We start from the raw sequence: 22,883 nt of genomic DNA, 5'->3' as shown, positions 1-22,883 counted from the left end.
GGGAACTCAGTTCAGCCCCCCGGCGTGTCGGCCCGCGTCAGAAGCGGTCCTGTCCGCCAGGCGACGGCATGGGCGCCAGCGCGGAGAAGCCGCCATGCTCCGACAGCGGCGGCTGGAGCGGCAGCACCACGGTGAAGCGCGAGCCCCGGCCAAACTCGCTCTCCACGGACACGCGGCCGCCGTGGCCTTCCACCAGGCTCTTCACGATGGCCAGCCCCAGCCCGGCCCCGCCGTGCTCGCGCGTGGAGCTGCCGTCCACCTGGTAGAAGCTCTGGAAGATGTTCTCGAACTGGTCCGCGCGGATGCCCATGCCCGTGTCTTCCACGCTCACGCGGTAGCCCGGCGCGGCCAGCTCCTTCTGCGCGGTGACCTCCGACATCACCACCGACACCCGGCCTCCGGACGACGTGAACTTCACCGCGTTGGCGAGCAGGTTCACCACCACCTGGCGCAGCTTGTCCGCGTCCGCGGCCAGGCGCGGCTGGGGCAGCGGCGGCAGGCGCACCTCCAGCTCCACGCCCTTGCGCTGCGCCTGAGGCGCCACGCTGGACACCGCCGTCTGGATGACGCTGCCCAGGTCCACCGGGCCCATCACCAGGCGCAGCCGCCCGGCTTCAATCTGGCTCAGGTCCAGGATGGAGGAGATGAGGTTGAGCAGCGACTCGCCCTTCTCCACGATGGTGCGCACGTAGAGCAGCTGCTCCGGGTTGAGCGCGCCGGCCAGGCCTTCCGCCAGCATCTCCGAGTAGCCGATGATGGAAGCCAGCGGCGTGCGCAGCTCGTGGCTCACCGTGCCCAGGAAGGTGGACTTCAGCCGGTCCAGCTCCTTCAGGCGGGTGTTGGCCTGCGCCAGCCGGGCGTTGTTCGCCTCCAAATCCCGGTGCGTCTCCAGCATCGCCTCGATGTGGAGCTGCGTCGCCAGGAAGGCGCGCTGCCCGCTGGCCACCAGCGCGGCCAGCACCTGCCCGAAATGCACCAGCACCTGCGCGGCGGTGCGCTCGGGCACGCGCCGCACGCGGCCCACCAGCTCGTGCGCGCGCGACAGGTCCACCCCGGAGATGTCCGTCAGCGACTGCGGGAAGTCCGCCAGCTCCTCCGGCGTGAAGGGGCCCAGGATGACGCGGCCCAGCGTGTCGCCTTCCCAGCGCACCGGCATCACCAGGTAGCGCAGGCCGGTGAAGCACGGCAGCGCGATGATGCCCGCGGCCTCCGCGCCGTCACCGCGCGCGGGCCGGGCGCCCTGCACCGGGGCCACAGGTCCGTCCTTCACGCGGGCCACCGTGGCGGTGCAGCGCGAGCGGCCCTCCGGGAAGCCGAACACGTACGAGCAGAAGTCGCCGTGGCCCACCTTCACGTCGGCCAGCTTGTCGCCCGCGGTGTCCATCACCTTGATGCCCACGCGGTACAGCTCGCTGAAGCTCCGCACCACCTCCACGAAGGAGGGCAGGTCCAGCATGTCCGCCAGCGACAGCCGCCGCTGGAGCACGGACTCACGGCGCGAGGCGCCCACGCCGTCCGACGCCCCGTTGCCCGACGCGCCGTTCATCGCCCGTCTCCGCTGCGCGCTTCACCCGCCGCGCGCCCGTACATGGCGGCCAGCGCCGTGCCAGTGAGGTCCATGCGCCGGAAGATCTGTCCCAGGAACTCCGCCTCCGTCAGGCCCAGGTTGCGCGCCAGGTGGGCGCGCATGTCGAGCCGCCGGTAGGCGGCCTGCGCCACCGCGTGGAAGGTCTCCAGGACGCCTTCGCCCCGCAGGGCCACCGCGCCCACCACCGCCTCGCCGCCTCGCCGCCGGGACTCCTCGATTTCGGCATCCGTCCGCGCGTCTGGCAGGTCCTTCTTGTTGAACTGGATGACCACCGGGACCTGGCTGGGGTCCAGGTTGTTCTCCTTCATGTTCTCCTGGAGGTTGCGCCAGTAGGCGTTGTTGTCCGCCGTGGCGCCGCGCCGGCTGTCCGCGATGAAGACCACCGCGTCCGCGCCCTGCAGGACGATGCGCCGGGTGGCGTTGTGGATGACCTGGCCCGGCACGGTGAAGAGCTTCACCTTCACCTTGAAGCCCGACGACGTGGAGAAGAAGACGGGCAGCAGGTCGAAGAAGAGGGTGCGGTCGTCGTGGGTCTCCACGTTCAGCAACCGCCCCCGCACCTCCGGGGACGCCTTCGCGTGGAGGTGACGCAGATTGGTCGTCTTCCCGCTGAGCCCGGGCCCGTAGTAGACGATCTTGAGCGTCAGCTCTCGCTGGGCGTGGTTGAGTTGCAAGGTGGGGGCTCTGGCTGACGGTCGAACGGAGGAGTTTGACGCCTTCGCGCCCGACTGCGGGTTTTTATAGTGGGAAGCGGCCCGGCACGGAAGGCCGGCGGGGTGCCAGGCGTGGAAGCGATGCTCATCCTTGGAATGGGCTGAACGCATGGCCGGTTCGACGAAATCCGGCTCCTCACCAAGGAGAGGAGGGCCTCTCCTCACTTCATGGGACAATGTGCGCGGAATGACTGCGTGCACCGGTGCCGCTGGAGCGGTTAGGATCGCAACTCGACGGAGGAGCAAGGCGATGACGATGAAGCAGGTGGACGCAGGCGTGGAGGTGGCCCCAGCACCGGTCCTGGATGTGGCTGGCCTCCCCAACGACCTGATGGCGGCGGTGAAGTTCGGCCTGCCCACCGACGAAGACATGACGGCGGTGGCGGACCTGCGCGCCGGCTCCGAGCCCTGGAAGACCCGGGGTGAGACGCAGGAGGACAGCCTCAAGGCCCTGGCCCAGCTCAAGCCCTTCATCCATGTGGCGAAGCTGCAGAGCCAGCTTGTCGGCTATGTCACGGTGGAGCGGGACGGCCCGGTTCCGGGCGCGGCGTACCTGCGCAACATCGTGGTGAAGCCCGAGCTGCGCCGCAAGGGCCTGGGCAACATCCTGCTGGAGCAGGCGCTGAAGGCGGCCCGGGACATGTACCGGAAGACCATCGCCCTGCGGGTGGACCCGTCCAACTCGCCCGCGGTGAGCTTCTACCGGAAGGAGGGCTTCACCACGGTGGCCACGGTGGTCTCCAAGAAGTCCGGGAAGCTTCGCCTCCTGATGTCCCGCGAGCTCTAATTTCGCGCAGGACGCGTTGCCTCCGGGCGGGAGGCCCTCCTCCCGCCCGCTGCTCCGAGCGGGCCCCCTGGTGGGTCCCGGAGCTCCCTCCCCCTCCTTCCGGGTGACAGTCTCCGTCAGGCACGGACGATTTCCGTCTGCCCGAAAGCAGGCGGGCAGTCCCGGGACAAGGGGGGCCGATTTCCTCGCGATGTCGTCTATCCTGCGGCTCCCCCGCGCCCGCGCGCAGTCGCGGACTTGAGCCGACATCCCGCATGAAATCGCTCGCAGAACTGTTGCGGCACCTGTCGCGTCCGGGTGTCACCGAGTTGACCCTGGCCACCGGCCGTCCACCGATGATCCGCGGCGCCAACGGCTATGAGCCGGTGGACCCCTCCACCGCCACGGCCGAGGACATCACCCGCGCCCTGCAGGCGATGGTGGGCGTGGCCCGAGCCTCCACCGTCACGGAGACGCCGGTTCAGTGGTCCGTCAACGCCACCGGCCTGGGCTCGCTGTCCATCGCCGCCATGCGGCGAGGGGACCTCATCCACCTGCGGCTCAGCAAGGCCGCCGACGCGGGGGCCGCCGCCCAGGCCGCCGCCACCGCGCGGCCCGCTGCGCCTGCCGCCGCGCAGCCCGCGCGCCCCGCGGCTCCAGCGCCCGTGCAGGCCGCGGCACCGGCCTACCGCGCGCCCGAGCCCGCCGCGCCCCAGACCTACCGCGCGCCCGAGCCCGCGGCACCCCGTCCCATGGCCGCGCCGGCCCGGACCTTCACGGGCGCGGGGCGTGAGCTGGCCGTGCTGCTGGAGGAGGGCCGCCGGGGGCTGGCCAGCGACGTGCACATCATCGCGGAGCGCCCGCCCCTCTTCCGCTTCGCGGGAGAGCTGACGGCGCAGGGCCCGGTGCTGGACGCGACGACGGTGGAGAAGCTGCTGCTGCCGGTGGTGCCGGAGCGGCTGCGGCCGGTGCTGGAGCGCGAGGGCAGCTGTGACTTCTCCCTGGAGACGCCGGAGATGGGGCGCTTCCGGGTCAACGTCAGCCGCCAACGCACCGGCCTCAAGGGCACCTTCCGCCTGATTGCGAGGGAAGTGCCGACGCTGGAGTCGCTGGGCCTGCCCGCGGACATCGCCAAGGCCACGCACCACCACCAGGGCCTCATCGTCATCACCGGCCCGTCCGGCCACGGCAAGACGAGCACGCTGGCGGCCCTGGTGGACCTCATCAACCGCGAGACGTCCCACCACGTGCTCACCGTGGAGGACCCGGTGGAGTTCGTCCACCCGCGCAAGCGCGCGCTCATCAGCCAGCGCGAGGTGGGCTCGCACACCAAGACGTTCGCCAGCGCGCTCAAGGGCAGCCTGCGTGAAGACCCGGACGTCATCGTGGTGGGCGAGCTGCGCGACACGGAGACGGTGCGCATGGCGCTGTCCGCCGCGGAGACGGGCCACCTGCTCATCAGCACCATGAACACGCCGAGCGCGGCGAAGACCATCGACCGGCTCATCGACCTCTTCCCGCCGGGAGACCAGCAGCAGGTGCGCCTGTCGCTGTCCAGCGGCCTGCGGCTCATCGTCAGCCAGCGGCTGATGCCGAGCGCGGATGGAAAGGGGCTGGTGGCCGCGGCGGAGGTGCTGCCGGGCTCGGTGTCGCTGGGCAACCTCATCCGCGACAACAAGACGTTCCAGATTCCCTCGCTCCAGCAGCGCGGCAAGAGCCTGGGCATCATCCGCTTCGAGGACTCGTTGGCGGACCTGGTGCGCGCTGGGAAGGTGAAGCTGGACGTCGCCAAGGGCTTCGCGGACAACCCGGACGAGTTGGAGGCGGTGGTGACGGGCAAGCGCGCTGGCGCCACCGTGGCCGCGCCGGAGACGCAGCAGGAGAGCGCGCGGCTGCTCAGTAAAATGGGCTCGCTGATGGGAAGGAAGGGCTCCTGAGATGACGACGCCCCGTCTGGCGGTCTTGTTCGATGCGCTGCTGGAGCAGAAGGGCAGCGACCTGCACATGGGCATTGGATACCCGCCCATGGGCCGCATCCGCGGCGAGCTGGTGCCGCTGCGCGAGCAGCCCCTCACCGCGCCGGAGCTGCAGGCGCTGCTCTTCGAAATCTGCTCGCCGGAGCAGCAGCGGCAGATTGTCGAGGACCTGGACCTGGACTTCGCCTACAGCTACGGGACGAAGGCCCGCTTCCGCGCCAACTACTTCAACAAGATGACGGGCCTGGCGGCCGTCTTCCGCACCATCCCCAGCAAGGTGCTGTCGCTGGAGGACCTGAAGACGCCGGAGGTGGTGCGCAAGCTGTCGGAGCGCCGCAGCGGGCTGGTGCTCGTCACCGGCCCCACGGGCAGCGGCAAGTCCACCACGCTGGCCGCGATGATCAACTACATCAACAAGACGCGGCCCGCGCACGTGCTCACCATCGAGGACCCGGTGGAGTTCGTTCACGAGTCCATGCGGGCGCAGGTGACACACCGGGAGGTGGGACCGCATGCGTCCAGCTTCTCCACGGCCATCCGTTCAGCGGGCCGCGAGGACCCCAACGTCATCCTCATTGGCGAGCTTCGCACCAACGAGACGATGAAGCTGGCGCTCCAGCTGGCGAGCTTCGGCGTGCTGGTGTTCGCCACGGTGCACACCAACAGCGCGCCGGCCACCATCGACCGCATCATCAACGCCTTCCCCGCGGACGAGCAGCAGCAGGTGCGCGGCATGCTGGCGGAGAGCCTGGCGGGCATCGTCGCCCAGCAGCTCATCAAGACGGCGGACGGCAAGGGTCGCGTGGCCGCGCTGGAAATCCTGGTGGGCGGGCCCGCCATCGCCTCCATGATTCGCGAGGGCAAGGTGTTCCAGATTGCCTCGAAGATGCAGGCGGGCCAGGGCCAGGGCATGCAGACGCTGGACATGCACCTGGAGCGGCTGGTGAAGGATGACGTGATTACGCCCGAGGCCGCGCTGGAGAAGGCCCAGGACAAGGAGAACCTGGCCAAGGTCATCTCCCGCCTGAAGCCGGACTGGCAGGTGCCGGAGTCCCTGAAGTCGCTGGGCTGAAGCCGCGGGCGGAAAACCCGAAAGGAGCACAAGCGTGTCGATGAAGAAGCCGGCGGTGGGCAGCGTGGGCTGGATGGACCTCACGGTGAAGGACGCGGTGGCGGTGAGGGACTTCTACAAGGACGTGGTGGGCTGGTCCGCCACCGGCCTGGACATGGGCGGCTACGACGACTTCGTCATGATGCCCCCGGGCGGCGGCGAGACGCCCGCTGGCGGCATCTGCCACGCGCGGGGCCCGAACGCGGACATGCCCTCCGGGTGGATGGTCTACATCACCGTGGCGGACCTGGAGCAGAGCCTGGAGCGCGTCACGGCCATGGGTGGCCAGGTGCGAGGCAGGATTCGCGGCTCCGACAAGGCGGGGCGCTTCTGCGTCATCGAGGACCCGTCCGGCACGCTGTGCGCGCTCTACCAGTCAGGGAGCGACTGACGGGCCGCACGCTCCTCCCGGCGTTCCTTCCGGGCGTCGGACCTGGGTGGTAGACCCGAATCCGTCATGGATGAGGCGCGGGGAGCACAGGACAGGAAGCGGGAGCGCGGGCCCAAGCGGCCCCGGAAGGTGTCCCCCACCTATCTGGAGAACGCGGCGCTGCACTACCTGAAGCGGTATGCGGCGACGAAGAGCCAGCTTCAGCGCGTGCTGCTGCGCCGGGTGGACCGCTCCCTCAAATTCCACGGCGGTGAGCGCGGCGAGGCGCTGGCCTGGGTGGAGGCGCTGGTCGCGAAGCTGGTCCGCAATGGCCTGCTCAACGACGAGGCCTATGCCCAGATGAAGGCGCAGTCGCTGCGCGCCTCGGGCCGCAGCACGCGAATGATTGCCCAGAAGCTGCGCCTCAAGGGCGTCCCGGCGGAAGTCGTGGCGAAGAAGGTCGCTGACGCCACCCACGAGGTGTCCGAGGAAGACGCCGCGCGCATCTGGGCGCGCAAGAAGCGGCTGGGCCCCTTCCGCAAGCAGCCCGGCACTCGGGAGGAGCACCGGAAGAAGGACCTCGCGGCGCTGGCCCGTGCGGGCTTCTCCTTCGGCATCGCGAAGAAAATCATCGACTCCAGCCCGGCCTGAGGAGCCGGTCCGGGGTGAAACAGCGGCGGCCCGCCCGCTCGGGGCGGACCTCCGCGAAACCACGCTCAGTCGTCGGTGGCGTCTTCGATTTCGTCCCCGGCCTCCTCGGCCGTGTCCTCAATCTTGTCGCCCGCCTCCTCCGCGGCGTCCTCCGTCTTGTCCACGGCGCGCTCGGCGTCGCTCTCCGCGCTCTCCCGCGTGTTGCGGTGGCAGCCCGTGCCCACCACCAGAACGCCCAGCGCCGCGGCCATCAGCAGGTTCTTCAGCATTCGCTCAACCCTCCCTGAAAGTGCGGCGGAAGATAGTCACGGCCGCCTGAACGCCAAGGATGGTTTGAGCTCAAAAAGCATCGCTCCCGCTACCGGGCACGCCAGACCTTCATGCGCGCGTCGCTCGACTCGCGGCGGCGCAGGGCCTCCATCCCCGACGGGAGCTGCACCGGGGCGTCCGCCCACTCCGACAGGCGCCCGAGCAGGAAGCTGCGCTGCGGCTCCGGCAGCGCGCTCAGCGTCCCGAAGAAGCCGACGCTGTCATCGGCGATGACGCGGTATGCGTCGTTGCCCGTCGTGGTGCTGAAGGCGCTGGCGGACCAGGGGCTCAGCGCGCCGTAGACGAGCAGCACCCGCTTGGCCTCGAAGCGGGTCCACGCCTCCAGCAGGCTCCCCGTCCACGGCTCGTACTGCTTGCGCACGCCCGTGGGCGGGAAGCGCGTGGGGAGGTGCTCACCGGCGTAGCGCAGCAACGGCCGCAGGTGCACCTCCGGGTAGCCCGGGCCGCCCAGCTGCGTGGCGCCCTGGTAGTAGAGCGGCGCCGACTCCTCCAGCGCCTGGTCGGAGAAGGTGAACTCCAGCGTGGAGACGTAGCTGAAGAAGGCGAAGAGCTCGTCCGCGCTCGCCTCCGGCGAGGGCAGCCCCTCACACGTCCCCGCCATGCCGTAGTACTGCCAGAAGATGAAGGGCACCTCGATGACGGCGAACTCGAAGGCGCGGTCCTTCCCCAGCGTGTTGAAGGTGAAGCCCTGGGCGTCGTAGCCATCCATGAAGGGCAGCAGCTCGTCGCGGCGGGTCAGCGCGGCGTACTGGAGGGACGCGAGCTGCTGGCGGCAGGCCGCGTCTCCCACCTTCGTGAGGAGGAAGCGCCCGTGACGCGCGTCATGGAGGCCCCGGTTGTGCTGCGCCGAATAGGTCACCGTGGCGTGGACGTCGCTGGGGAAATAGAAGCGGTGGGCCAGGGCGGCGGTGCCACCCTTGAAGACGCCGGTGGACAGCCAGCGCCCGCCGTACAGCGGCTTGAAGGCCTCGACGAGCCGGTGGGCATCCGCCGCCGCCTGCCACATCGTCAGCTTCCGCCAGTCCATGCTGGCCGGCTTGGACGCGCCGTAGAAGCGGTGCTCCACGGTGAGCTGGTTGCCCTGGAGCAGGTCCGTGGGCTCGGCGGGGATGGGCTCCTCGAAGATGGCGGCGCCCTCCGTGTCCAGCACCATGGGCGCCGTCTCCGAGCGGTGCATCAGCGTCACCCGCTGCTGGAAGCGCGTGCTCCAGGGACGCAAGTGGTCCACGGGCTGCTCGTAGTCCATCGTGAAGAAGCGGAAGCCGTTGACCTCGACGTCGGTCAGCACCGTGAGGCCGGCGATGGACTCCAGGCGGGTGCGGAGGTCCGCGCTCGACAGGTCCACGGAGGCGGACTCGGGCGGCGCGGTCCCCTGCTCCAGCGACTCCAAGCCCTCCGTCGTCGAACCACCACAGCCGAGCAGCCATGCGCCGAGCAGGCCGCCCACCGCGACACCCGCCCAGTTCCGCTTCAGCCCGCTTCGCATGGTGTCGTCCTCAGGTGTCCGTTGAAGCCCGCGAAGATAGCAGGCCCGGGCACTCGCCACGCATGAAGTGCTCGGGCGCGGCGGGCCTACATACCGGCGTCGCACAACGAGCGGCAAGGCAGACTATTTCCAGGAACGGCACACGGCGCCCTGACTCAGGGTCCGGGCCGCGCCTGTTCGAGCAGGCCCTCGCGCATCAGCGTGAAGACCGCCTGCCCACACCGGCCCCGCATGTCCGCCGTGGCACGCGCCACCCGAACGACATAGCGCACACCGTCCAGCGTCACCCGGGCCGACTGTCCTACCTCGGCCGTCACCGTGCTCCCCGGGCCTGGCGGATGATTCGCGTGCGTCACACGGAGCTGGACGCCCAGCGCAGGCGTCCCGTCCGCCAGCGCGCAGCCCGCGTCCTCCCAGCGGAAGCGCAGCTCCGGAACGAGCCCCGCGGGGAGCAGCACGTCTCCCGCGAGGGTGGTGGGGGCGCTCGGCACCGTGAGCAGCAGCAGCCGGCCCTCCGCGTCCCGCAGGGTGTCTCCCGACAACAGCACGGGAGGCGCACCTTCCTCCGTCGTAGGACAGGACGCGGGCTCGCGATGGCTCGTCCACTGAACGACCTGCCCCGTCAGGTCCGCCAGCACGTCCGGCACCTGGAGGCTGTAGCTCACGCCGCCGCGCACCGGCCCCGCCTCGTACTCCAGCACCGAGGCCCACCGGTCCTGGTGCCGGTACGCGCCGCGCAGCTGCCGGGCGACGGTGAAGCGGCGCTCCAGCCGCGTGTCCGTGCGCTGCTGCGCGGCGTCCTCGGGCGTTTCCTTGAACGCCACGTCCACCTGCGCCGCGCGCCAGACCTGGACACACGGGCGCTCGCGTTGGAGCGAGGCCAAGGCCTGCCCGGCGTCGGGGACCGGCGCGGAGCACTTCGGCTGGCAGCCCATCAGGCCGACCATGAGGAGCCCCGCGGCACCGTGCGCCCAGCTCGCCGGGGCACGGCAGCGTCCCGGGCGCGGGCTCATGGGCACTCGGCGTAGAGCGTCGTGCCGTCGGTCGACACGAAGAAGTCTTGCCCCTCCACCTGCCCCCGCGCCCGCAGCCGCTCCCGCTTGCGCTCCACCGACAGGCGCCGCGACGCGGCGGGCGGCTCCGCGTGGGGCACGCGCGGCTGGAACCGCGCCGGCCCACCCTTGTCGTCCGGAGCGTACTTCGCCAGCAGCGCACGACCGGTGCCGTCGTCCGCGTCGCCGTCGTCCAGGAAGTCGAGCTCCACGGCGCCCCACTCATTCACATCGCAGTCGCACGAGCCGCAGCCGGGGAAGCCGCACCCCAGGAAGCCGCTCCGGCAGGAGACACACTTGCTCTTGGGGGACGCGCTACACGCCGCGCACGCATTGGCGCCGAATGAGTACGTGTGCGAGCCCGGAGAGCCCACGCCGAGCATCTGGTAGCGGTAGTTCATCACGCTGGCGTGCACCACGCTGGTCTGCCCCGGCATGTCGTTGCCGTTGTGGTCCAGCGCCAGGTTGTGGCCCAGCTCATGGATGAAGGTGCCGCGCTGCTCCTGGATGCTCGGGCTGCTCCAGCACCCCAGGCTGAGGATGAGGTCATTGCCCAGCACCTCCGCCTTGCCGGATGAACACGACGTGCTGCTGCCTTGCCGGTAGGCCCACACCGCATAGTGGAAGTAGGGCCGCCGCTCCGGGTTCCCGGTGGAGAACCCGCCCTGCTTCAGCGAATAGAAGTCCACGCCGCCGCTGCACGCGCCGAAGCACACCACTTCATGCCAGGGCAGCGCGCCGTCGATGAAGGCATGCAGCCGCACGCCCGCGTCCCGCGCGAACACCGCCGCCGCGTCCGCCACCAGCCCGGCATAGGGCTTTCGCGTGAGATAGGGATTGGTGGGGTGCTCCATCCAATCCACCTCCACGTAGAGGTCCTTCACCGTGGGGCTGCCCCACTCGGAGAAGGAGAAGCCGTCGTTGCCGAACAGCTCCAGCGTGTCCGGTATCCCATCCCCGTCCGAGTCCTTCGAGTCCGGGTTCATCCCCACCAGCGGCTCCAGGGCATTGGAGATGCCGTCTTCGTCCTCGTCGTTGTCGCTGAAGATGGTAGACCACAGCGCGTCATCGTGGACGAAGCTGGCCGTGCCCGTGCTTCCGGGGAAGCGGCCCACCACCACGCGCTGGGCGCCCGCGTTCTGCGTGCTCGCCGCGACAACCAGCGGGTAGGCGCGGGGCCCGCTGTCATCGTCGTGTTGCAGGTACTCCGCGTTGGAGCGCAGCAGGAAGACCAGGTGGTCCCCCGCGCCCGGCGTCGTGGACGTGGCCCGGAAGGTGTCCCTCACGTTCCAGGCGAAGCTGAGCGGCACGCCGCCGAAGGGCTGGCTGCTCAGGAGGAGCGCGCCGTTGCGATACAGACTGGCCGTCCCGCCGCGCCCGTCCGCGTAGGCGCGCACCCAGACGCGGTAGAGGCCGGAGTCCGGCGCGGTGAACGTCACGCACGAACGCGCCGCGCCCGCGCAGTCGTCGCCCATGGCCACCTGGCTCCAGACGCCGCCGCGGTCCCTGAGCACGTGAAGGACGGTGTCCGGCGCGGTGCCCGTCAACTCCCGCGTCTCGAAGGTGTACGTCTGCCCCGCGTCCAGCCACGTGCTCAACCAGATGAAGCTGCCCCAGTCGCGCGAGGCCACGTAGTGCGGCCCGGCCAGCACCAGGGAGGGCGCCAGCAACACCAGCGCGAAGAGACTCCTCGGAAGCGCCTTCATCGCGTCTCCTCCGCGCGGAAGAAGGCTTCCTTGAAGGTGTCGTGCTGGCGCGACTGTTCCTCTGGCGGAAGCGACCGCCACTTCACCCGCTCCAGGGTGAGCGTCTGTTGGTAGCGCGCGTCCACAGCTCGCGCGCGGGCGTCCGCGTCCGAGGGCTCCGGCGGCGTGGCCAGCTTCGCCACCAGGTTCAGCGCCGCCAGATAGCGCCGCTCCTTCTCGGCGCGCGCTTCGGGCGTGGCGTCCATGAAGGCCCGCTCCGTGCGCGTCACCAGCGCCGCGAGGTCTTCCACCGGCTCCTCTCGGAGCAAAGCCAGTTCGTCAGGTGTCAGCGGCACCAACGCGCGCGCCGCGAACCGCTCCCACTCCGGCGCTTCTTCGCGAAGGCGCGCCACCCGCACCGCGCGGCCGGTGTCATCCTTCGCGGGCTCGACGTGGAAGCGCGGCTCGGCGGCGACCTTGGGTGGCGATGCGGGCGTCCGAGCGACCTCGGGCGGGGTTCCTTCATCGCCGAGCGCCCACCGAGGGACCAGCAACGAAGCACCTGCTCCGACCAGCATGATGCCCAGCACCACCGCTGCGACTTCCCCGCGTGCGCGCATGCGTCGTCCCCCACTCGCTGGCGCGCAGCTCTAGCGCCATTTGCCGGGGACGGCAAACCCACCCCGCGGCAACCCGTGCGGGGCATCCACGCCACGGGGAAGTGTCATGACATGGACGCCCGAGGGACGGGCACTACGCCTGAGGCATGGGGCGGCCCGGGCCGTGGAACACCACGACGGGCGCGGGCAACGTGAGCGATTCGTCCTCCGGCTTCGTGCCCGTGGCGCCCTTCGCGAGCGGACGCCCACCGGCGAGCACCTCACGCGCCCGTGACACCAGCCACCGCGCCCCACGAAGCGCGTCACGCACCAGCAGCAGCGGCGCGTCGCGAGACAGCAGCGCGGGGGAGGTCGCCTCGCTCGTTGAAGCAGGCTGTCCCACGCCCAGCTCGTAGACCAGCTTTCCACCGAGCGTCGCCGTGTAGAGCGCCAGCCCACAGGCGCCCAGCCCCAGCGCCACGGTGGCCGCGGTGGGCTCGCGCCGCAACCGCCACACCGTCACGCCCAGGGCGCCGAGCAGCACGGTGGCATTGCCCACGCCATGCAGGAACGTCATGTCCCGGGCACGCGGCGACTCCAGACGGACCTCCTGGCTGGCCGCCAGCCCCGACACGCCCGCGAGCAGGCCGCCAATGGAGCCGGCCACCCAGATGCGACGCGCCACCTGGGCCCAGGCGCCGTCGCCTGTCGTCACCGAGATGAGGTCCGCCACCGCCGCCGTGGGAAGCAGGGCAAGTGGCATGTGCACCAGTGCCGGGTGCAGCTCGTGCAACAGCATCTCCTTCTTCATCGCGTGGCCTCCTGCCCTCGTCCTCCAAGGGTAGGCACCCCGAGGACCCATGGCAGGCACGGCTGCCTGCCCGCCCTCTCCGGACGGGGGAAGCGTTCAGCAGGCGATTTCGAGCGAGAGGGCGTGCTCGGGCTGGGTGAGCACCTCGCAGCCGTCTGGGGTCACCAGGAGGGTGTGCTCGAACTGAGCGGACAGGGCGCCGTCCTCCGTCACCACCGTCCAACCGTCAGCCAGGATGCGGATGTCCGGCTGGCCCAGGTTCACCATGGGCTCCACGGTGAAGACCATGCCCGAGCGCAGCTTGATGCCCGAGCCTCGCTTGCCAGTGTGGGAGATGGTGGGCGGCCCATGCATCTGGTGGCCGATGCCATGCCCGCCGAACTCCTCCACCACGCTGCAGCCCTCCTTCTTCGCCAGCTCCTCGATGGCCGCGCCGATGTCGCCCAGCCGCGCGCCGTGGCGGACGACGGCGATGCCCGCGTCACGGCACCGACGCGCCACGTCCACGATGCGACGGGCGTCGTCGGACACCTCGCCAATGAGGAACGTCGCGGAGGTGTCGCCGTGGAAGCCGTCCAGGAACGTCGTCACGTCCACGTTGATGATGTCCCCACGGCGCAGCTGCTCGCCGGGGTTCGGGACGCCGTGACAGACGACGTGGTTGCGGCTGGTACAGACGGTGGCTGGGAAGCCCTTGTACCCCAGTTGGCTGGGCTTGCCTCCCCGGCGCGCCGTGTCCTCGCGCACCCACTGGTCGATGTCCGCCGTGGTGACACCGGGGGCCAGCTTGGAGGCAACGAAAGCCAGCGTACCGGCGGCGGCCTGACTCGCACGGCGCAGACGTTCGACGTCCGTGCCCTTGAACAAGGGAATGCTCATGGGCGCCAAGGTGCGGGGCCAGGGGGCCAGGCGTCCAATGCTGTTTCGGTATGGCTGATGGCGGTAGAGTGGCGGACGTGAGCCTCACGCACATCCAGTCCTTCGTCGCCGTTGCCGAGGAGTGCAACGTGGGCCGGGCCGCGCGCCGCCTGCACCTGACGCAGCCGCCGCTCAGCCGTCACATCCAGGCGCTCGAGGACGAACTCGGGGCGCGGCTCTTCGAGCGGACCCGGGGTGGCATGCGCCTGCTCCCCGCGGGCGAGGCCTTCCTGCAGCACGCGCGTCGCATCCTGGCGGAGGTGGACGCCGCCCTGCTCACCGTGCGGGACGTGGCGGGCAGCCGCGACGGCGGATGACGCAGCCGGGTCCGGTGCGCGTCTCGGCCTGTTGAGCCTGGGGCGTGCGTTCAGCATCGGACGGACAGGCGCCTCCTTCGGCGGCGTCATGTGCCCGGTGACCTGGAACCGCGGCGTCGGGCTGCTAGAGCGGGCACTGATGCCCGACCTCCTCGTGACTCATCGGAGTCCTCACGTGCGTCCCACCCGGCTGCTCGCGCCCATGCTCTGGGTCCTCGCCTCCACCACGGTGATGGCGGCGCCGGGCCCCGAGGAGCAGGAGGTTCCCGACGCGAGCCGGCAGCAGCCGTCAACGGATGCGCCCACGCGGGAGCGGACTGAGGGAGCGGACACTGGCGCCGCGCGGACCGTCGTCACGGGCTCACGGCGTCCCCGGCCGGCGCGGGACGTGCCCGCAACCACCACTGTCCTCCCCCGCCCGGAAATCGACCGGAGCCCCACGCTGACGCAGGACTCTCTGGTCCGCACCGTGCCCTCCGCCGCCACCTTCCGCCGCACGCCCAGCCTCGTCTCCGACCCGACGGCGCAGGGGCTCAACCTGCGCGGGCTCGCGCCTTCGGGCGTGGCGCGCAGCCTCGTGCTGCTCGACGGCATCCCCGTCAACGACCCGTTCGGCGGCTGGATTTTCTGGCGCTCGCTGCCACGGCTCGGGCTCGAGCGCATCGAGGTCGTCCCCAGCGGCGGCTCCGCCCTCTACGGCAGCGGCGCGCTCGGCGGCGTCGTGCAGCTCGTGTCACGCGCCATCACCGGAGCGCAGCTCGACGCGGATGCCACCTATGGCAATGCGCATACGGGCCTGCTCGCGGCACGCGGGGCGGAGGCGTGGGGCCCCGTCCGCGCCTCGCTGGAGGCAGAGCTGCTCGACAGCGACGGCTACCCCATCGTCAGCCCCGCCCAGCGCGGCGCCATCGACGGGGACACGCCCAGCAGCCACGCCGTCATCAACGGACGCGTCGAAGCGGATGCCACCGAGGCGCTCACCCTCTCCGCCCGCGCCGGCCTGTTCCGCGAGGACCAGAGCGGCGGCACCCGGCTCACCACCGCGCGCGTGGAGCTGGCGCACTTCAGCGCGGGCGCGCGGCTGCGCACCGCGCACCGCGGCACCTTCACGCTGGACCTCTTCGGCCGCGTGCAGCGCTTCGAACAGGACCGCGCGCGCATCACCCAGGACCGCGCCTCCGAGGCGCTGGCCGCAAGCCAGGACGTACCCGCCAACGACCAGGGCGCGTCCCTCGTCTGGACCGGCCCGTCCTGGACCGCCCTGGGCACGCACGTCCTCACCGCCGGCCTGGATGCGCGCCGCATGGCGGGCACGTCCCGGGAGCAGCTCTTCCCTCCCGCGCCCTCCGAGACGTCCCTCCACCTGCGCGACACCGGAGGCACCCAGGTGTCCGGCGGCGTCTTCATCGAGGACCTCTACACGCCCTCGCCCGCCGTGGAGCTCAGCGCCGCGCTCCGGATGGACGTGTGGCGCAACCAGGACGGTGAGCAGCGCCTGGAGCGCGCCAACGGCGCCGTGGACACCACGCGCTTCGACGACCGCACCGAGCAGCAGCTCAGCCCGCGCCTGGGCCTGCGCGTGCGTCCGCTGGAGGGGCTCACCCTGCGCGCCTCCGCCTACCGCGCCTTCCGCGCCCCCACGCTCAACGAGCTGTACCGCCCCTTCCAGGTGGGCACCCTCCTCACCGCCGCCAACGCCACCCTGGGCGCGGAGCGGCTGTGGGGCGGCGAGGCCGGCGCGGAAGCCGAGTCCTCCTCGCTGGGCCTCACCACGCGCGTGACGGGCTTCTGGAACGTGCTCGACGACCCCATCACCAACGTCACGCTGGAGCAGCCGCTTCCGGATGGCTCCACGCGCCAGCGCGAGAACCTGGGACAGGCGCGGGTGCGCGGCGTGGAGGCGAGCGTGGACTGGAAGCTGGCACGTCAGTGGACGGCGCTGCTCGCGTACACCTTCGTGGACCCCGTCGTGACGCGCTCGCCGGGACAGCCCGGGCTGGTGGGCAAGCAGCTCGCGCAGGACCCCAGGCACCGGGGCACCGCCATCATCACCTTCCACGACCCCGACATCGTGACGGCCACGGTGCAGCTTCGCGCGACGGGCGCTCAGTTCGAGGACGACCTCAACGAGCGCCCCATGGGTGGCTACGCCGTGGTGGACGTGTCCGCCAGCCGCCACCTCTTCTGGAAGCTGCACGTCTTCGGCGCGGTGGAGAACCTCTTCGACCGCGAGTACCTCGCGGGCCGCGCCGGGGTGGACACGTTGGGCCCGCCCCTGCTGGCGCGCGTCGGCCTGCGGCTGCGCGACGCGCCCTGAGGCTCAGCGGAGGGTGCGCACCGGCCGCACCGGGCCGTTGAACCAGCGGCTCAGCGACACCACGTCCTCCATGCGGCGCGCGGGCGGGAGGCTGTCGAGGAAGACGCGGCCATACGCCTTCGTCACGATGCGCCGGTCCAGCATCGCCACGATGCCCCGGTCCGACTGCGTGCGGATGAGCCGGCCAAAGCCCTGCCGCAGCGCCAGCGCCGCATGCGGGAGCTGATACAGCTCGAAGGGCTCCTCGCCCCGCTGCTGGAGCTGCTTGATGCGCGCGGCCACCAGCGGGTCTCCCGGCGACGCGAACGGCAGCCGGTCGATGATGACCAGGCTCAGCGCATCACCCGGCACGTCGACGCCTTCCCAGAAGCTGTGCGCCGCGAAGAGGACGCTCGGCGTCTCGCGGAAGGCCTCCAGCAGCTGCTGCTTGGGGCGCTCGCCCTGAAGCAGCGCCTGATAAGGCAGCCGGGGCGCCACCAGCTCATAGGCCCGCACCATGTTGCGCAGGGACGTGAAGAGCACGAAGGCGCGCCCGCCCGTCACCTCGCAGAGCCGCTCAATCTCCTCCGCCGCCTCCTCGATGAAGCCCGGGGCGGTCGGGTCCGGCAGGTGCGTGGGCAGGTACAGCGCCGCCTGCGACGGGTAGTCGAAGGGACTGGGCACCGCCAGCGTCCGCACGCGCGTCACCGGCTGGCCATCCTCGCCGTACAGGCCCATGCGGTTGGCGAAGAAGTCGAAGCGGCTGTCGGCCGCCAGCGTCGCGGAGGTGTACACCACCGTGTCCAGCGCGCCATACATCCGCTCGCGCAGCTCCTTCGCCACGTCGATGGGGCTGGCGCGCAGGAAGAGGCCCTTGCCCCGCTGCTCCGCCCAGTAGACGTGGTCCGCGGACTCGGCCTTCTCCAGGAAGGAGAGCTGCTCCTCCAGCTCGTCCGCGCGGCGGGTGATGGCGGCCAGCTCCGGCTCGCGCTCGCCCACCGTGAAGGCGGACAACGCGGCCAGCGCGTCCCGCACGCCCTCCAGCGGCGTGGACAGCTTCGCCATGACCTCCGAGCGCAGCGCCACCGAAGCCTCCTGGCCGGACAACCCCAGCGCTCGGGGCGCCTGCGCGAAGAGCGCATCCGCCCCCGCGCGCAACCGGGCCGCCAGCGCGCGCAGCATGGCGTGGCGGGCGTCGTCCTCCTTCAGTGACGCCACCGCGTCCCGCGCCAGCTCCTCCAGCCGGTAGTTGGACACGCTGCAACCGAAGTAGCCGCTGGCCGCGTCTTCCAGCGCGTGGGCCTCGTCGAAGATGACGGCCTCGTACCAGGGCAGCACGCCCTCGGTGCGCTTGCCGGAGCTGCGCAGCGCCAGGTCCGCGAAGAAGAGGTGGTGGTTGACCACCAGCAGGTCCGCCTGCTCCGCGCGCTTGCGCATGCGCGTGACGAAGCACGTCTCGTACTGCGGACACCGGGTGCCCACGCACGTCTCGGACGTGGTGGACAGGCGCGACCAGGCGCTGAAGGACTCGGGCAGGTCCAGCTCGCCGCGGTCGCCGGTGTCCGTCGCCTCCGCCCACGCCTTCAGCTTGGACCAGTAGCGCGACTCCTCGCGCGAGCCGAACTGCGGCTCCTTGGAGAAGGCGTCATAGCGGTGCAGGCACAGGTAGTTGCTCCGGCCCTTGAGGTACGCGGCCTCGAAGCGCAGGCCCATCTTCTCCCGCATCAGCGGCAGGTCCTTGAAGAAGATCTGGTCCTGCAACGTCTTCGTGGCCGTGGACACCACCACCCGGCGTCCCGACAGCAGCGCGGGCACCAGGTAGGCGAGCGTCTTGCCCGTGCCGGTTCCCGCCTCGGCCAGCAGGTAGCTGCGCTCGGCGAAGGCCCGCTCCACGGCGCGCGCCATCTGAAGCTGCTCCGGGCGGTGCTCGTACGCGGGCAGCGCGACCTCGAGCGCGCCTCCCGGACCGAGCAGGCTGTCGACGGACGGAGGGGTGGAGACAGAGAGCGACATCGGCACCGAGGGGGAGGCGGGAGGCGGCCGGGCAAAATAGCAGCGACCGCCGCTTCAAGCGCGTTTCCGGCCGCGTTCGCGCCGCCTGGCCCGGGTGGCTGCCTGCCCCTTGGCCAACAAGCCGCTCTGCCCTCGGCGGCGCGGCGCCCGGACAGCCCGGCGCTCAGTACCCCGCGCTCAACGTGCGCAGGTGCTGGAAGACGAGCACCGCCAGCACCAGCACCACGATGAAGCCCACCCCCGCCGCCAACGTCTTCAGGCGGCGGGAGACGTCGGAGGTTCCTACCAAATCCGTCGATGACGGCACCACCAGGGTGGCCCGGCGCACCACCTCATCGCGGCCCCGCCGGGCGACGGCGTCGTCAGGCACATGCGCCAGGCGGATCCGGTATAGCCGCCCCACCATGGCCAGCTCGCCCCGCCCCACCGCCAACGTCATCAGCCGGTCATGGGCGTCCCATTCCTCCCAGCGCGCCGCCAGCGTCCGCCACGCGTCCGCCAGCACGTCCGACAGGGGCTGCTCCTCGGGTTGGTAGTTGACGTAGACGAGCCCGCACTGCGGGCAGGACAGGGCCTCCTCGCGCCGAGGCGCCACGCACTTGGGACAGACACCTGGGGGCGGCTCGAAGAGCGCGTCGTCCGTCAGCGGCGCCACCACCGGCCCCGGCTCCGAACGCACCACCCGCAGGGCCGGCGTCACCGGCGCGGCGGCGCTCCAGCTCTCGGAGGGCGGAACCACCGGAGCCGACGGCACCGGAGCCGACGACACCGGAACCGACGGCACCGGCGCCGCCCCCGCGGCGGGAGCAGCCCGCGCCTCCGTTCGCGGCGCGGTGGTGGCAGACGGGCCCACGCGGCTGTCCGCGCCGCAGCGGCCACACGTCACCACGAGCCCACCGGCCTCTGTCCGGTAGGTCTCCAGCGGCACGAGCCGCTCGCACGCGTCACACTGGAACTTCATGTCATCACCTGGCGCAGGGGAATGGGCATGGCGCAGCCGATGAGTGCCAGCAGGCACAGCGCGCAGATCCACTTCCGCAGCGGACTGAGCGGTGCCTGGGGTTCCACCACCTCCGGATGGCCGAAGCCTACCAGCTTGCTCGTCACCAGCAGCCATAAGCCCCAGGACGCGGTGACGAAAAGGGTGAGGACCAACAACACCAACGCCACCGCGCGGCCCACCCAGCGCGCGCGCCGCCCCCACAGCGCATAGGCCAGGTGCCCGCCGTCGAGCTGCCCCACGGGCATCAGGTTCAGCAGCGTGACGAGCAGCCCGAACCAGCCGGCGATGACCACCGGGTGGACCAACACGTCCTTGCCCTCCGGAAGCGGCCCCAGGGCCAGGCGCGTCAGGCCCTGCATCAACAGGCTGTCGCCGAAGAGCGTCTGCACGCCGTTGAAGGGCGGCTCCGGCGCGGGCGGCGCGTTGGTGACGCGGTCCATCACCCAGGTGAAGACGTCCCGGCCAATGGCCCACAGCGAGCCGTCTCCCGGGAAGGTGGTGGACGGGAGGTCCGGCGCATCCACCACGGTGGAGTGGGCCAGCCCCCAGAAGAGGATGGGCAGGGCCACCACCAACCCCGCCAGCGGCCCCGCCGCGCCAATGTCCACCAGGGCGTTGCGGTTCGGGATGCGGTCGCGGATGCGGATGACGGCGCCCAGCGTGCCCACGCCCAGCACCGGCAGCGGGATGAAATAAGGCAGGGAGGTCTCCACCCGGTGCCAGCGCGCCAACACGTAGTGCCCCATCTCGTGGGTCCCCAGGATGGCCAGCAGCGACAGGCTGAAGGCCAGCGCGCGGAAGGCCGCTTCGGGGGACACCTCTCCCAACGAATAGGGCCGCTGGAAATGGAAGTAGAGCAGGTACGAGGTGAAGGTGGTCCCCACCGTCAGCACCAGGAGCAACAGGTGCACCCAGTAGCGCGGCGCGGGGCGGGCAGCGGAGACGGTGTCCATGAAGGGAGCCTCAAGGTTGGCTAGCAAGGGGAGATGTGCATTGCAACGCGCTGCCGCCCAACCGCACTGACACCGAGTGTCTCGGACGGACCTTGACATGGAGTCGACATCTGCTACGACCCCGCCCGCTTGAAGGTTTCAAGACAACGGCCGGTCGCTCTCCAAGGCGCCCGGCCACCACACAAGCGTCCAAATTCAAGAGGGGAAGATCATGAAGAAGCTCGTCCTGTCCGCCGTTGCCGCCAGCAGCATGGTTGCCTGCACCAGCGTTGAGAGCGCCGTTGTCTCCGGCACGGAGATCGCCTCCAACGGTGAGGCCGTCGCCGTCGTTCAGGCCAACGCCCTGGGCCTGACCGCCATCTTCCACATCGTCGACATCGTCCAGAGCGACCTCGACACCGTCATCAACAAGCTGCTCATCGCCGAGGCCAAGGCCATGGGCGCCTCCAAGGTGGAGCTGCTGACCGCGGGCACCACGCCCCGTCACGGCATCTACGCGCTGACGGGCACCATCATCGGCGTGACCAGCTCCGGCGCCGTGGGCGTGGCGGTCAAGTAGTCCACACCGCGCAAGCCGCGCGGTTGATGCGGGAGGCCCCCTGGCGACAGGCGGGCCTTCTTGCTTTTGTGCCCTCCCATGCGTGAACGCCTCCTCCTGCTCTGTGCCCTGACGGCCCTCACCGGCTGCCCCAAGAAGGGCGGCGATGACGCGGCCACGCTGCTGCCCGAAGTGAGAGCCGGGCTCGCCGCCCGCGAGGCGAAGCTGAAGAGCTACCGCATCGCCGGCGCCGTACAGGATGCGGGGCTGGAGCCGGTGACGTTCACCTTCGAATACCGCGCGCCGCGGCGCCTGCGGGGCACGCTGGGCCCGCCCGCCTCGCGCACCTTCGCGTGGGACGGCACGCACTTCTTCCAGCAGCTCGACGGGGAGAAGCGCTTCAGCACCTTCACCTCGGAGCTGCCGCCCGCGAAGCTCGCCGGCTTCCTGTCGGAGACGTTCCACCCCTTCATGCCCGAAGGCTTCCGCACGCCGCTCCTCCTGAGCCACGCGACGGTCCGCCGCGCCACGCACCCGCTGGCGCCGCAGGCGGTGGAGCTGGTGCAGAAGCTGGAGGGTGATGCCGCGGGCCTGGAGATGGTCTACGTGCTGCGCTGGCCCCAGCTGGACTTCCTGGGCCGGCGCACCGGCGCACCGGACGGCGCGGCGGCCGAGGAGCGCGTGGAGGAGGAGCACTGCGACGCGGCCCTGTCGCTGTGCGTACCCAAGCGCCTTGGCCGGTGGCAGGGCGGCAAGCGCGTGGGCGAGACGGTGCTCACGCGCGTGGAGCTGAACGCGGCCCTGCCCAACGACGGCTTCACCCTCACCGCCCCCGAAGGCTACGACGTACAGACGCGGACACTGGTGGAGTCCGCCCCCGCCACCCAGCCCACGGACGGTTGACCGCCACCCTCGGCATCCCCACCTTCGGGGCCGAGGGACAAGGCACATGGTGGAAAACGTCATTTTCGACGTGGATGGAACCCTGGTGGATTCGGTGGATGAGCACGCCGAGGCATGGCGGCGCGCCTTCCTTCACTTCGGCCGGGACATCCCGTTCGCGCACGTGCGCAGCCAGATTGGCAAGGGCGCCGACCAGCTCATCCCCGTCTTCTTCAACGACGAGGAAGTGGAGCGCTTCGACAAGGAGCTGGACGAATACCGCGGCAAGCTGTTCCTGGACGAGTTCCTGCCGAAGGTGCGCCCCTTCCCCCGGGTGCGGGAGCTCTTCCAGCGGCTGCGCGCGGGCGGCCTCCGCATCGTGCTGGCCTCCAGCGCGAAGGAGCCGGAGCTGAAGCACTACGTGAAGCTGTGCGGCATCGAAGGCCTGTTCGAGTCGAAGACGAGCGCGGACGAGGTCGACAAGAGCAAGCCCCACCCGGACATCTTCGAGGCCGCCCTGGCGCGGCTGGGCAAGCCTTCTCCGGACGTGACGGTCGTCGTGGGTGACACGCCCTATGACGCGCTCGCCGCCAACCAGTCGAGCCTGCCCACCGTGGGCGTGCTCGCTGGCGGCTTCCCCCCGGATGACCTGCGCTCCGCGGGCTGCCGCACGCTGGTGAAGGACCCGGCGGACCTGCTCGCACGCTACGAGGCGTCCCGGCGCGAGTGGCCCTGGAACGAGTCCGACGCCAGCCAGGTGGCCAAGGACGACGAGCGGCGCTGAAACCGCGCCCCCGCCCTTCCCCCTGTCTCTTATACACATCT

22 protein-coding genes are annotated in these 22,883 nt (G+C 70.8%); 10 read left to right on the top strand and 12 right to left on the bottom strand.

What is annotated here, in order from left to right; all coding sequences use genetic code 11:
- Positions 1-37: 37 nt before the first annotated feature.
- Positions 38-1,546 carry an ATP-binding protein gene (locus tag HV824_RS11235; protein WP_176415645.1) on the bottom strand — a complete coding sequence of 503 codons (1,509 nt, stop codon included), beginning with the start codon at positions 1,544-1,546 and terminating at the stop codon, positions 38-40.
- Positions 1,543-2,262: an ATP/GTP-binding protein gene (locus HV824_RS11230; protein ID WP_176415644.1), complete on the bottom strand. Its 720-nt coding sequence runs from the start codon at positions 2,260-2,262 to the stop codon at positions 1,543-1,545. The genes HV824_RS11235 and HV824_RS11230 overlap by 4 nt, the downstream gene beginning before the upstream one ends.
- Positions 2,263-2,551: 289 nt before the next feature.
- Between HV824_RS11230 and HV824_RS11225 the strand changes: the two genes are divergently transcribed.
- The 5 genes from HV824_RS11225 (at position 2,552) to HV824_RS11205 (ending at position 7,175) form a co-directional block, all read left to right on the top strand.
- The gene (locus tag HV824_RS11225) at positions 2,552-3,088 is read left to right on the top strand and encodes an N-acetyltransferase (RefSeq protein ID WP_176415643.1); all 537 of its coding nucleotides are present in this window, start codon (positions 2,552-2,554) and stop codon (positions 3,086-3,088) included.
- Positions 3,089-3,342: 254 nt separating this feature from the next.
- Positions 3,343-5,004, top strand: a complete 1,662-nt coding sequence (locus tag HV824_RS11220; RefSeq protein WP_176423242.1) for a type IV pilus twitching motility protein PilT — start codon at positions 3,343-3,345, stop codon at positions 5,002-5,004.
- Position 5,005: 1 nt separating this feature from the next.
- Positions 5,006-6,115, top strand: coding sequence for a type IV pilus twitching motility protein PilT (locus HV824_RS11215; RefSeq protein ID WP_163781809.1), 1,110 nt, complete (start codon positions 5,006-5,008; stop codon positions 6,113-6,115).
- Positions 6,116-6,155: 40 nt separating this feature from the next.
- Positions 6,156-6,545: a VOC family protein gene (locus tag HV824_RS11210; RefSeq protein ID WP_176415748.1), complete on the top strand. Its 390-nt coding sequence runs from the start codon at positions 6,156-6,158 to the stop codon at positions 6,543-6,545.
- 66 nt (positions 6,546-6,611) lie between these two features.
- Positions 6,612-7,175 carry a regulatory protein RecX gene (locus HV824_RS11205; protein WP_176415641.1) on the top strand — a complete coding sequence of 188 codons (564 nt, stop codon included), beginning with the start codon at positions 6,612-6,614 and terminating at the stop codon, positions 7,173-7,175.
- Positions 7,176-7,240: 65 nt separating this feature from the next.
- Here HV824_RS11205 and HV824_RS11200 read toward each other — a convergent pair whose 3' ends face one another.
- The 7 genes from HV824_RS11200 to map form a co-directional block, all read right to left on the bottom strand.
- Complete coding sequence (locus HV824_RS11200) at positions 7,241-7,444, bottom strand: YtxH domain-containing protein (RefSeq protein WP_163781805.1); 204 nt, start codon at positions 7,442-7,444, stop codon at positions 7,241-7,243.
- A gap of 89 nt (positions 7,445-7,533) precedes the next feature.
- The gene (locus HV824_RS11195) at positions 7,534-8,991 is read right to left on the bottom strand and encodes a S28 family serine protease (protein ID WP_176423241.1); all 1,458 of its coding nucleotides are present in this window, start codon (positions 8,989-8,991) and stop codon (positions 7,534-7,536) included.
- Between the two features lie 155 nt (positions 8,992-9,146).
- Entirely contained in the window at positions 9,147-9,938 is a 792-nt protein-coding gene (locus HV824_RS11190) for a hypothetical protein (RefSeq protein WP_255207949.1), read from the bottom strand.
- A gap of 62 nt (positions 9,939-10,000) precedes the next feature.
- The gene (locus HV824_RS11185) at positions 10,001-11,749 is read right to left on the bottom strand and encodes a hypothetical protein (protein WP_176423239.1); all 1,749 of its coding nucleotides are present in this window, start codon (positions 11,747-11,749) and stop codon (positions 10,001-10,003) included.
- Positions 11,746-12,348: a hypothetical protein gene (locus tag HV824_RS11180; RefSeq protein ID WP_176423238.1), complete on the bottom strand. Its 603-nt coding sequence runs from the start codon at positions 12,346-12,348 to the stop codon at positions 11,746-11,748. Before HV824_RS11180 ends, HV824_RS11185 begins: the two co-directional genes overlap by 4 nt.
- Positions 12,349-12,481: 133 nt before the next feature.
- On the bottom strand, positions 12,482-13,138 hold the full coding sequence (locus HV824_RS11175) for a DUF2231 domain-containing protein (RefSeq protein WP_217917309.1): 657 nt from the start codon (positions 13,136-13,138) through the stop codon (positions 12,482-12,484).
- A 96-nt stretch (positions 13,139-13,234) separates the two neighbouring features.
- On the bottom strand, positions 13,235-14,017 hold the full coding sequence (map, locus tag HV824_RS11170) for a type I methionyl aminopeptidase (RefSeq protein WP_176423237.1): 783 nt from the start codon (positions 14,015-14,017) through the stop codon (positions 13,235-13,237).
- A 77-nt stretch (positions 14,018-14,094) separates the two neighbouring features.
- Here map and HV824_RS11165 point away from each other — a divergent pair, with 77 nt between their 5' ends.
- Entirely contained in the window at positions 14,095-14,373 is a 279-nt protein-coding gene (locus tag HV824_RS11165; RefSeq protein WP_176423236.1) for a LysR family transcriptional regulator, read from the top strand.
- 88 nt (positions 14,374-14,461) lie between these two features.
- Positions 14,462-16,690, top strand: coding sequence for a TonB-dependent receptor (locus tag HV824_RS11160; protein ID WP_255207948.1), 2,229 nt, complete (start codon positions 14,462-14,464; stop codon positions 16,688-16,690).
- A 3-nt stretch (positions 16,691-16,693) separates the two neighbouring features.
- Here the strand turns inward: HV824_RS11160 and HV824_RS11155 are convergent, their stop codons facing one another.
- From HV824_RS11155 to HV824_RS11145, 3 genes are all read right to left on the bottom strand, one after another.
- Positions 16,694-18,682: an ATP-dependent DNA helicase gene (locus tag HV824_RS11155; RefSeq protein WP_176415633.1), complete on the bottom strand. Its 1,989-nt coding sequence runs from the start codon at positions 18,680-18,682 to the stop codon at positions 16,694-16,696.
- A 163-nt stretch (positions 18,683-18,845) separates the two neighbouring features.
- Complete coding sequence (locus tag HV824_RS11150; protein WP_176423235.1) at positions 18,846-19,643, bottom strand: hypothetical protein; 798 nt, start codon at positions 19,641-19,643, stop codon at positions 18,846-18,848.
- A complete protein-coding gene (locus tag HV824_RS11145) occupies positions 19,640-20,638 on the bottom strand; it encodes a site-2 protease family protein (RefSeq protein WP_176415631.1) in 999 nt (332 codons plus the stop codon). Before HV824_RS11145 ends, HV824_RS11150 begins: the two co-directional genes overlap by 4 nt.
- Before the next feature lie 211 nt (positions 20,639-20,849).
- On the opposite strand from HV824_RS11145, the gene HV824_RS11140 reads away from it, so the two are divergent.
- The 3 genes from HV824_RS11140 to HV824_RS11130 all read left to right on the top strand — a co-directional run bounded on the left by HV824_RS11140 (position 20,850) and on the right by HV824_RS11130 (position 22,842).
- Positions 20,850-21,197 (top strand): hypothetical protein, encoded by a 348-nt coding sequence (locus tag HV824_RS11140; protein ID WP_163781778.1) that lies wholly within the window; start codon positions 20,850-20,852, stop codon positions 21,195-21,197.
- Positions 21,198-21,275: 78 nt separating this feature from the next.
- Positions 21,276-22,079 carry a hypothetical protein gene (locus HV824_RS11135; protein ID WP_176423234.1) on the top strand — a complete coding sequence of 268 codons (804 nt, stop codon included), beginning with the start codon at positions 21,276-21,278 and terminating at the stop codon, positions 22,077-22,079.
- A gap of 46 nt (positions 22,080-22,125) precedes the next feature.
- Positions 22,126-22,842: an HAD family hydrolase gene (locus HV824_RS11130; RefSeq protein ID WP_176423233.1), complete on the top strand. Its 717-nt coding sequence runs from the start codon at positions 22,126-22,128 to the stop codon at positions 22,840-22,842.
- Positions 22,843-22,883 lie beyond the last annotated feature (41 nt).

Source organism: Myxococcus sp. AM009 (assembly GCF_013372605.1).
In the GTDB taxonomy this organism is placed as follows: Bacteria; Myxococcota; Myxococcia; order Myxococcales; family Myxococcaceae; genus Myxococcus; species Myxococcus vastator.
The sequence above is the reverse complement of the archived record's forward strand: the minus strand, read 5'-3'. Positions and strand labels throughout refer to the sequence as shown.

Excerpts from the sequence above, each read along its gene's own strand:
- HV824_RS11235 (WP_176415645.1), bottom strand. The coding sequence starts at position 1,546 with ATGAACGGCGCGTCGGGCAACGGGGCGTCGGACGGCGTGGGCGCCTCG.
- HV824_RS11225 (WP_176415643.1), top strand. The coding sequence starts at position 2,552 with ATGACGATGAAGCAGGTGGACGCAGGCGTGGAGGTGGCCCCAGCACCG.
- HV824_RS11220 (WP_176423242.1), top strand. The coding sequence starts at position 3,343 with ATGAAATCGCTCGCAGAACTGTTGCGGCACCTGTCGCGTCCGGGTGTC.
- HV824_RS11215 (WP_163781809.1), top strand. The coding sequence starts at position 5,006 with ATGACGACGCCCCGTCTGGCGGTCTTGTTCGATGCGCTGCTGGAGCAG.
- HV824_RS11210 (WP_176415748.1), top strand. The coding sequence starts at position 6,156 with ATGAAGAAGCCGGCGGTGGGCAGCGTGGGCTGGATGGACCTCACGGTG.
- HV824_RS11205 (WP_176415641.1), top strand. The coding sequence starts at position 6,612 with ATGGATGAGGCGCGGGGAGCACAGGACAGGAAGCGGGAGCGCGGGCCC.
- HV824_RS11200 (WP_163781805.1), bottom strand. The coding sequence starts at position 7,444 with ATGCTGAAGAACCTGCTGATGGCCGCGGCGCTGGGCGTTCTGGTGGTG.
- HV824_RS11195 (WP_176423241.1), bottom strand. The coding sequence starts at position 8,991 with ATGCGAAGCGGGCTGAAGCGGAACTGGGCGGGTGTCGCGGTGGGCGGC.
- HV824_RS11190 (WP_255207949.1), bottom strand. The coding sequence starts at position 9,938 with ATGGTCGGCCTGATGGGCTGCCAGCCGAAGTGCTCCGCGCCGGTCCCC.
- HV824_RS11185 (WP_176423239.1), bottom strand. The coding sequence starts at position 11,749 with ATGAAGGCGCTTCCGAGGAGTCTCTTCGCGCTGGTGTTGCTGGCGCCC.
- HV824_RS11180 (WP_176423238.1), bottom strand. The coding sequence starts at position 12,348 with ATGCGCGCACGCGGGGAAGTCGCAGCGGTGGTGCTGGGCATCATGCTG.
- HV824_RS11175 (WP_217917309.1), bottom strand. The coding sequence starts at position 13,138 with ATGAAGAAGGAGATGCTGTTGCACGAGCTGCACCCGGCACTGGTGCAC.
- map (WP_176423237.1), bottom strand. The coding sequence starts at position 14,017 with ATGAGCATTCCCTTGTTCAAGGGCACGGACGTCGAACGTCTGCGCCGT.
- HV824_RS11160 (WP_255207948.1), top strand. The coding sequence starts at position 14,462 with ATGTGCCCGGTGACCTGGAACCGCGGCGTCGGGCTGCTAGAGCGGGCA.
- HV824_RS11155 (WP_176415633.1), bottom strand. The coding sequence starts at position 18,682 with ATGTCGCTCTCTGTCTCCACCCCTCCGTCCGTCGACAGCCTGCTCGGT.
- HV824_RS11150 (WP_176423235.1), bottom strand. The coding sequence starts at position 19,643 with ATGAAGTTCCAGTGTGACGCGTGCGAGCGGCTCGTGCCGCTGGAGACC.
- HV824_RS11145 (WP_176415631.1), bottom strand. The coding sequence starts at position 20,638 with ATGGACACCGTCTCCGCTGCCCGCCCCGCGCCGCGCTACTGGGTGCAC.
- HV824_RS11140 (WP_163781778.1), top strand. The coding sequence starts at position 20,850 with ATGAAGAAGCTCGTCCTGTCCGCCGTTGCCGCCAGCAGCATGGTTGCC.
- HV824_RS11135 (WP_176423234.1), top strand. The coding sequence starts at position 21,276 with ATGCGTGAACGCCTCCTCCTGCTCTGTGCCCTGACGGCCCTCACCGGC.
- HV824_RS11130 (WP_176423233.1), top strand. The coding sequence starts at position 22,126 with ATGGTGGAAAACGTCATTTTCGACGTGGATGGAACCCTGGTGGATTCG.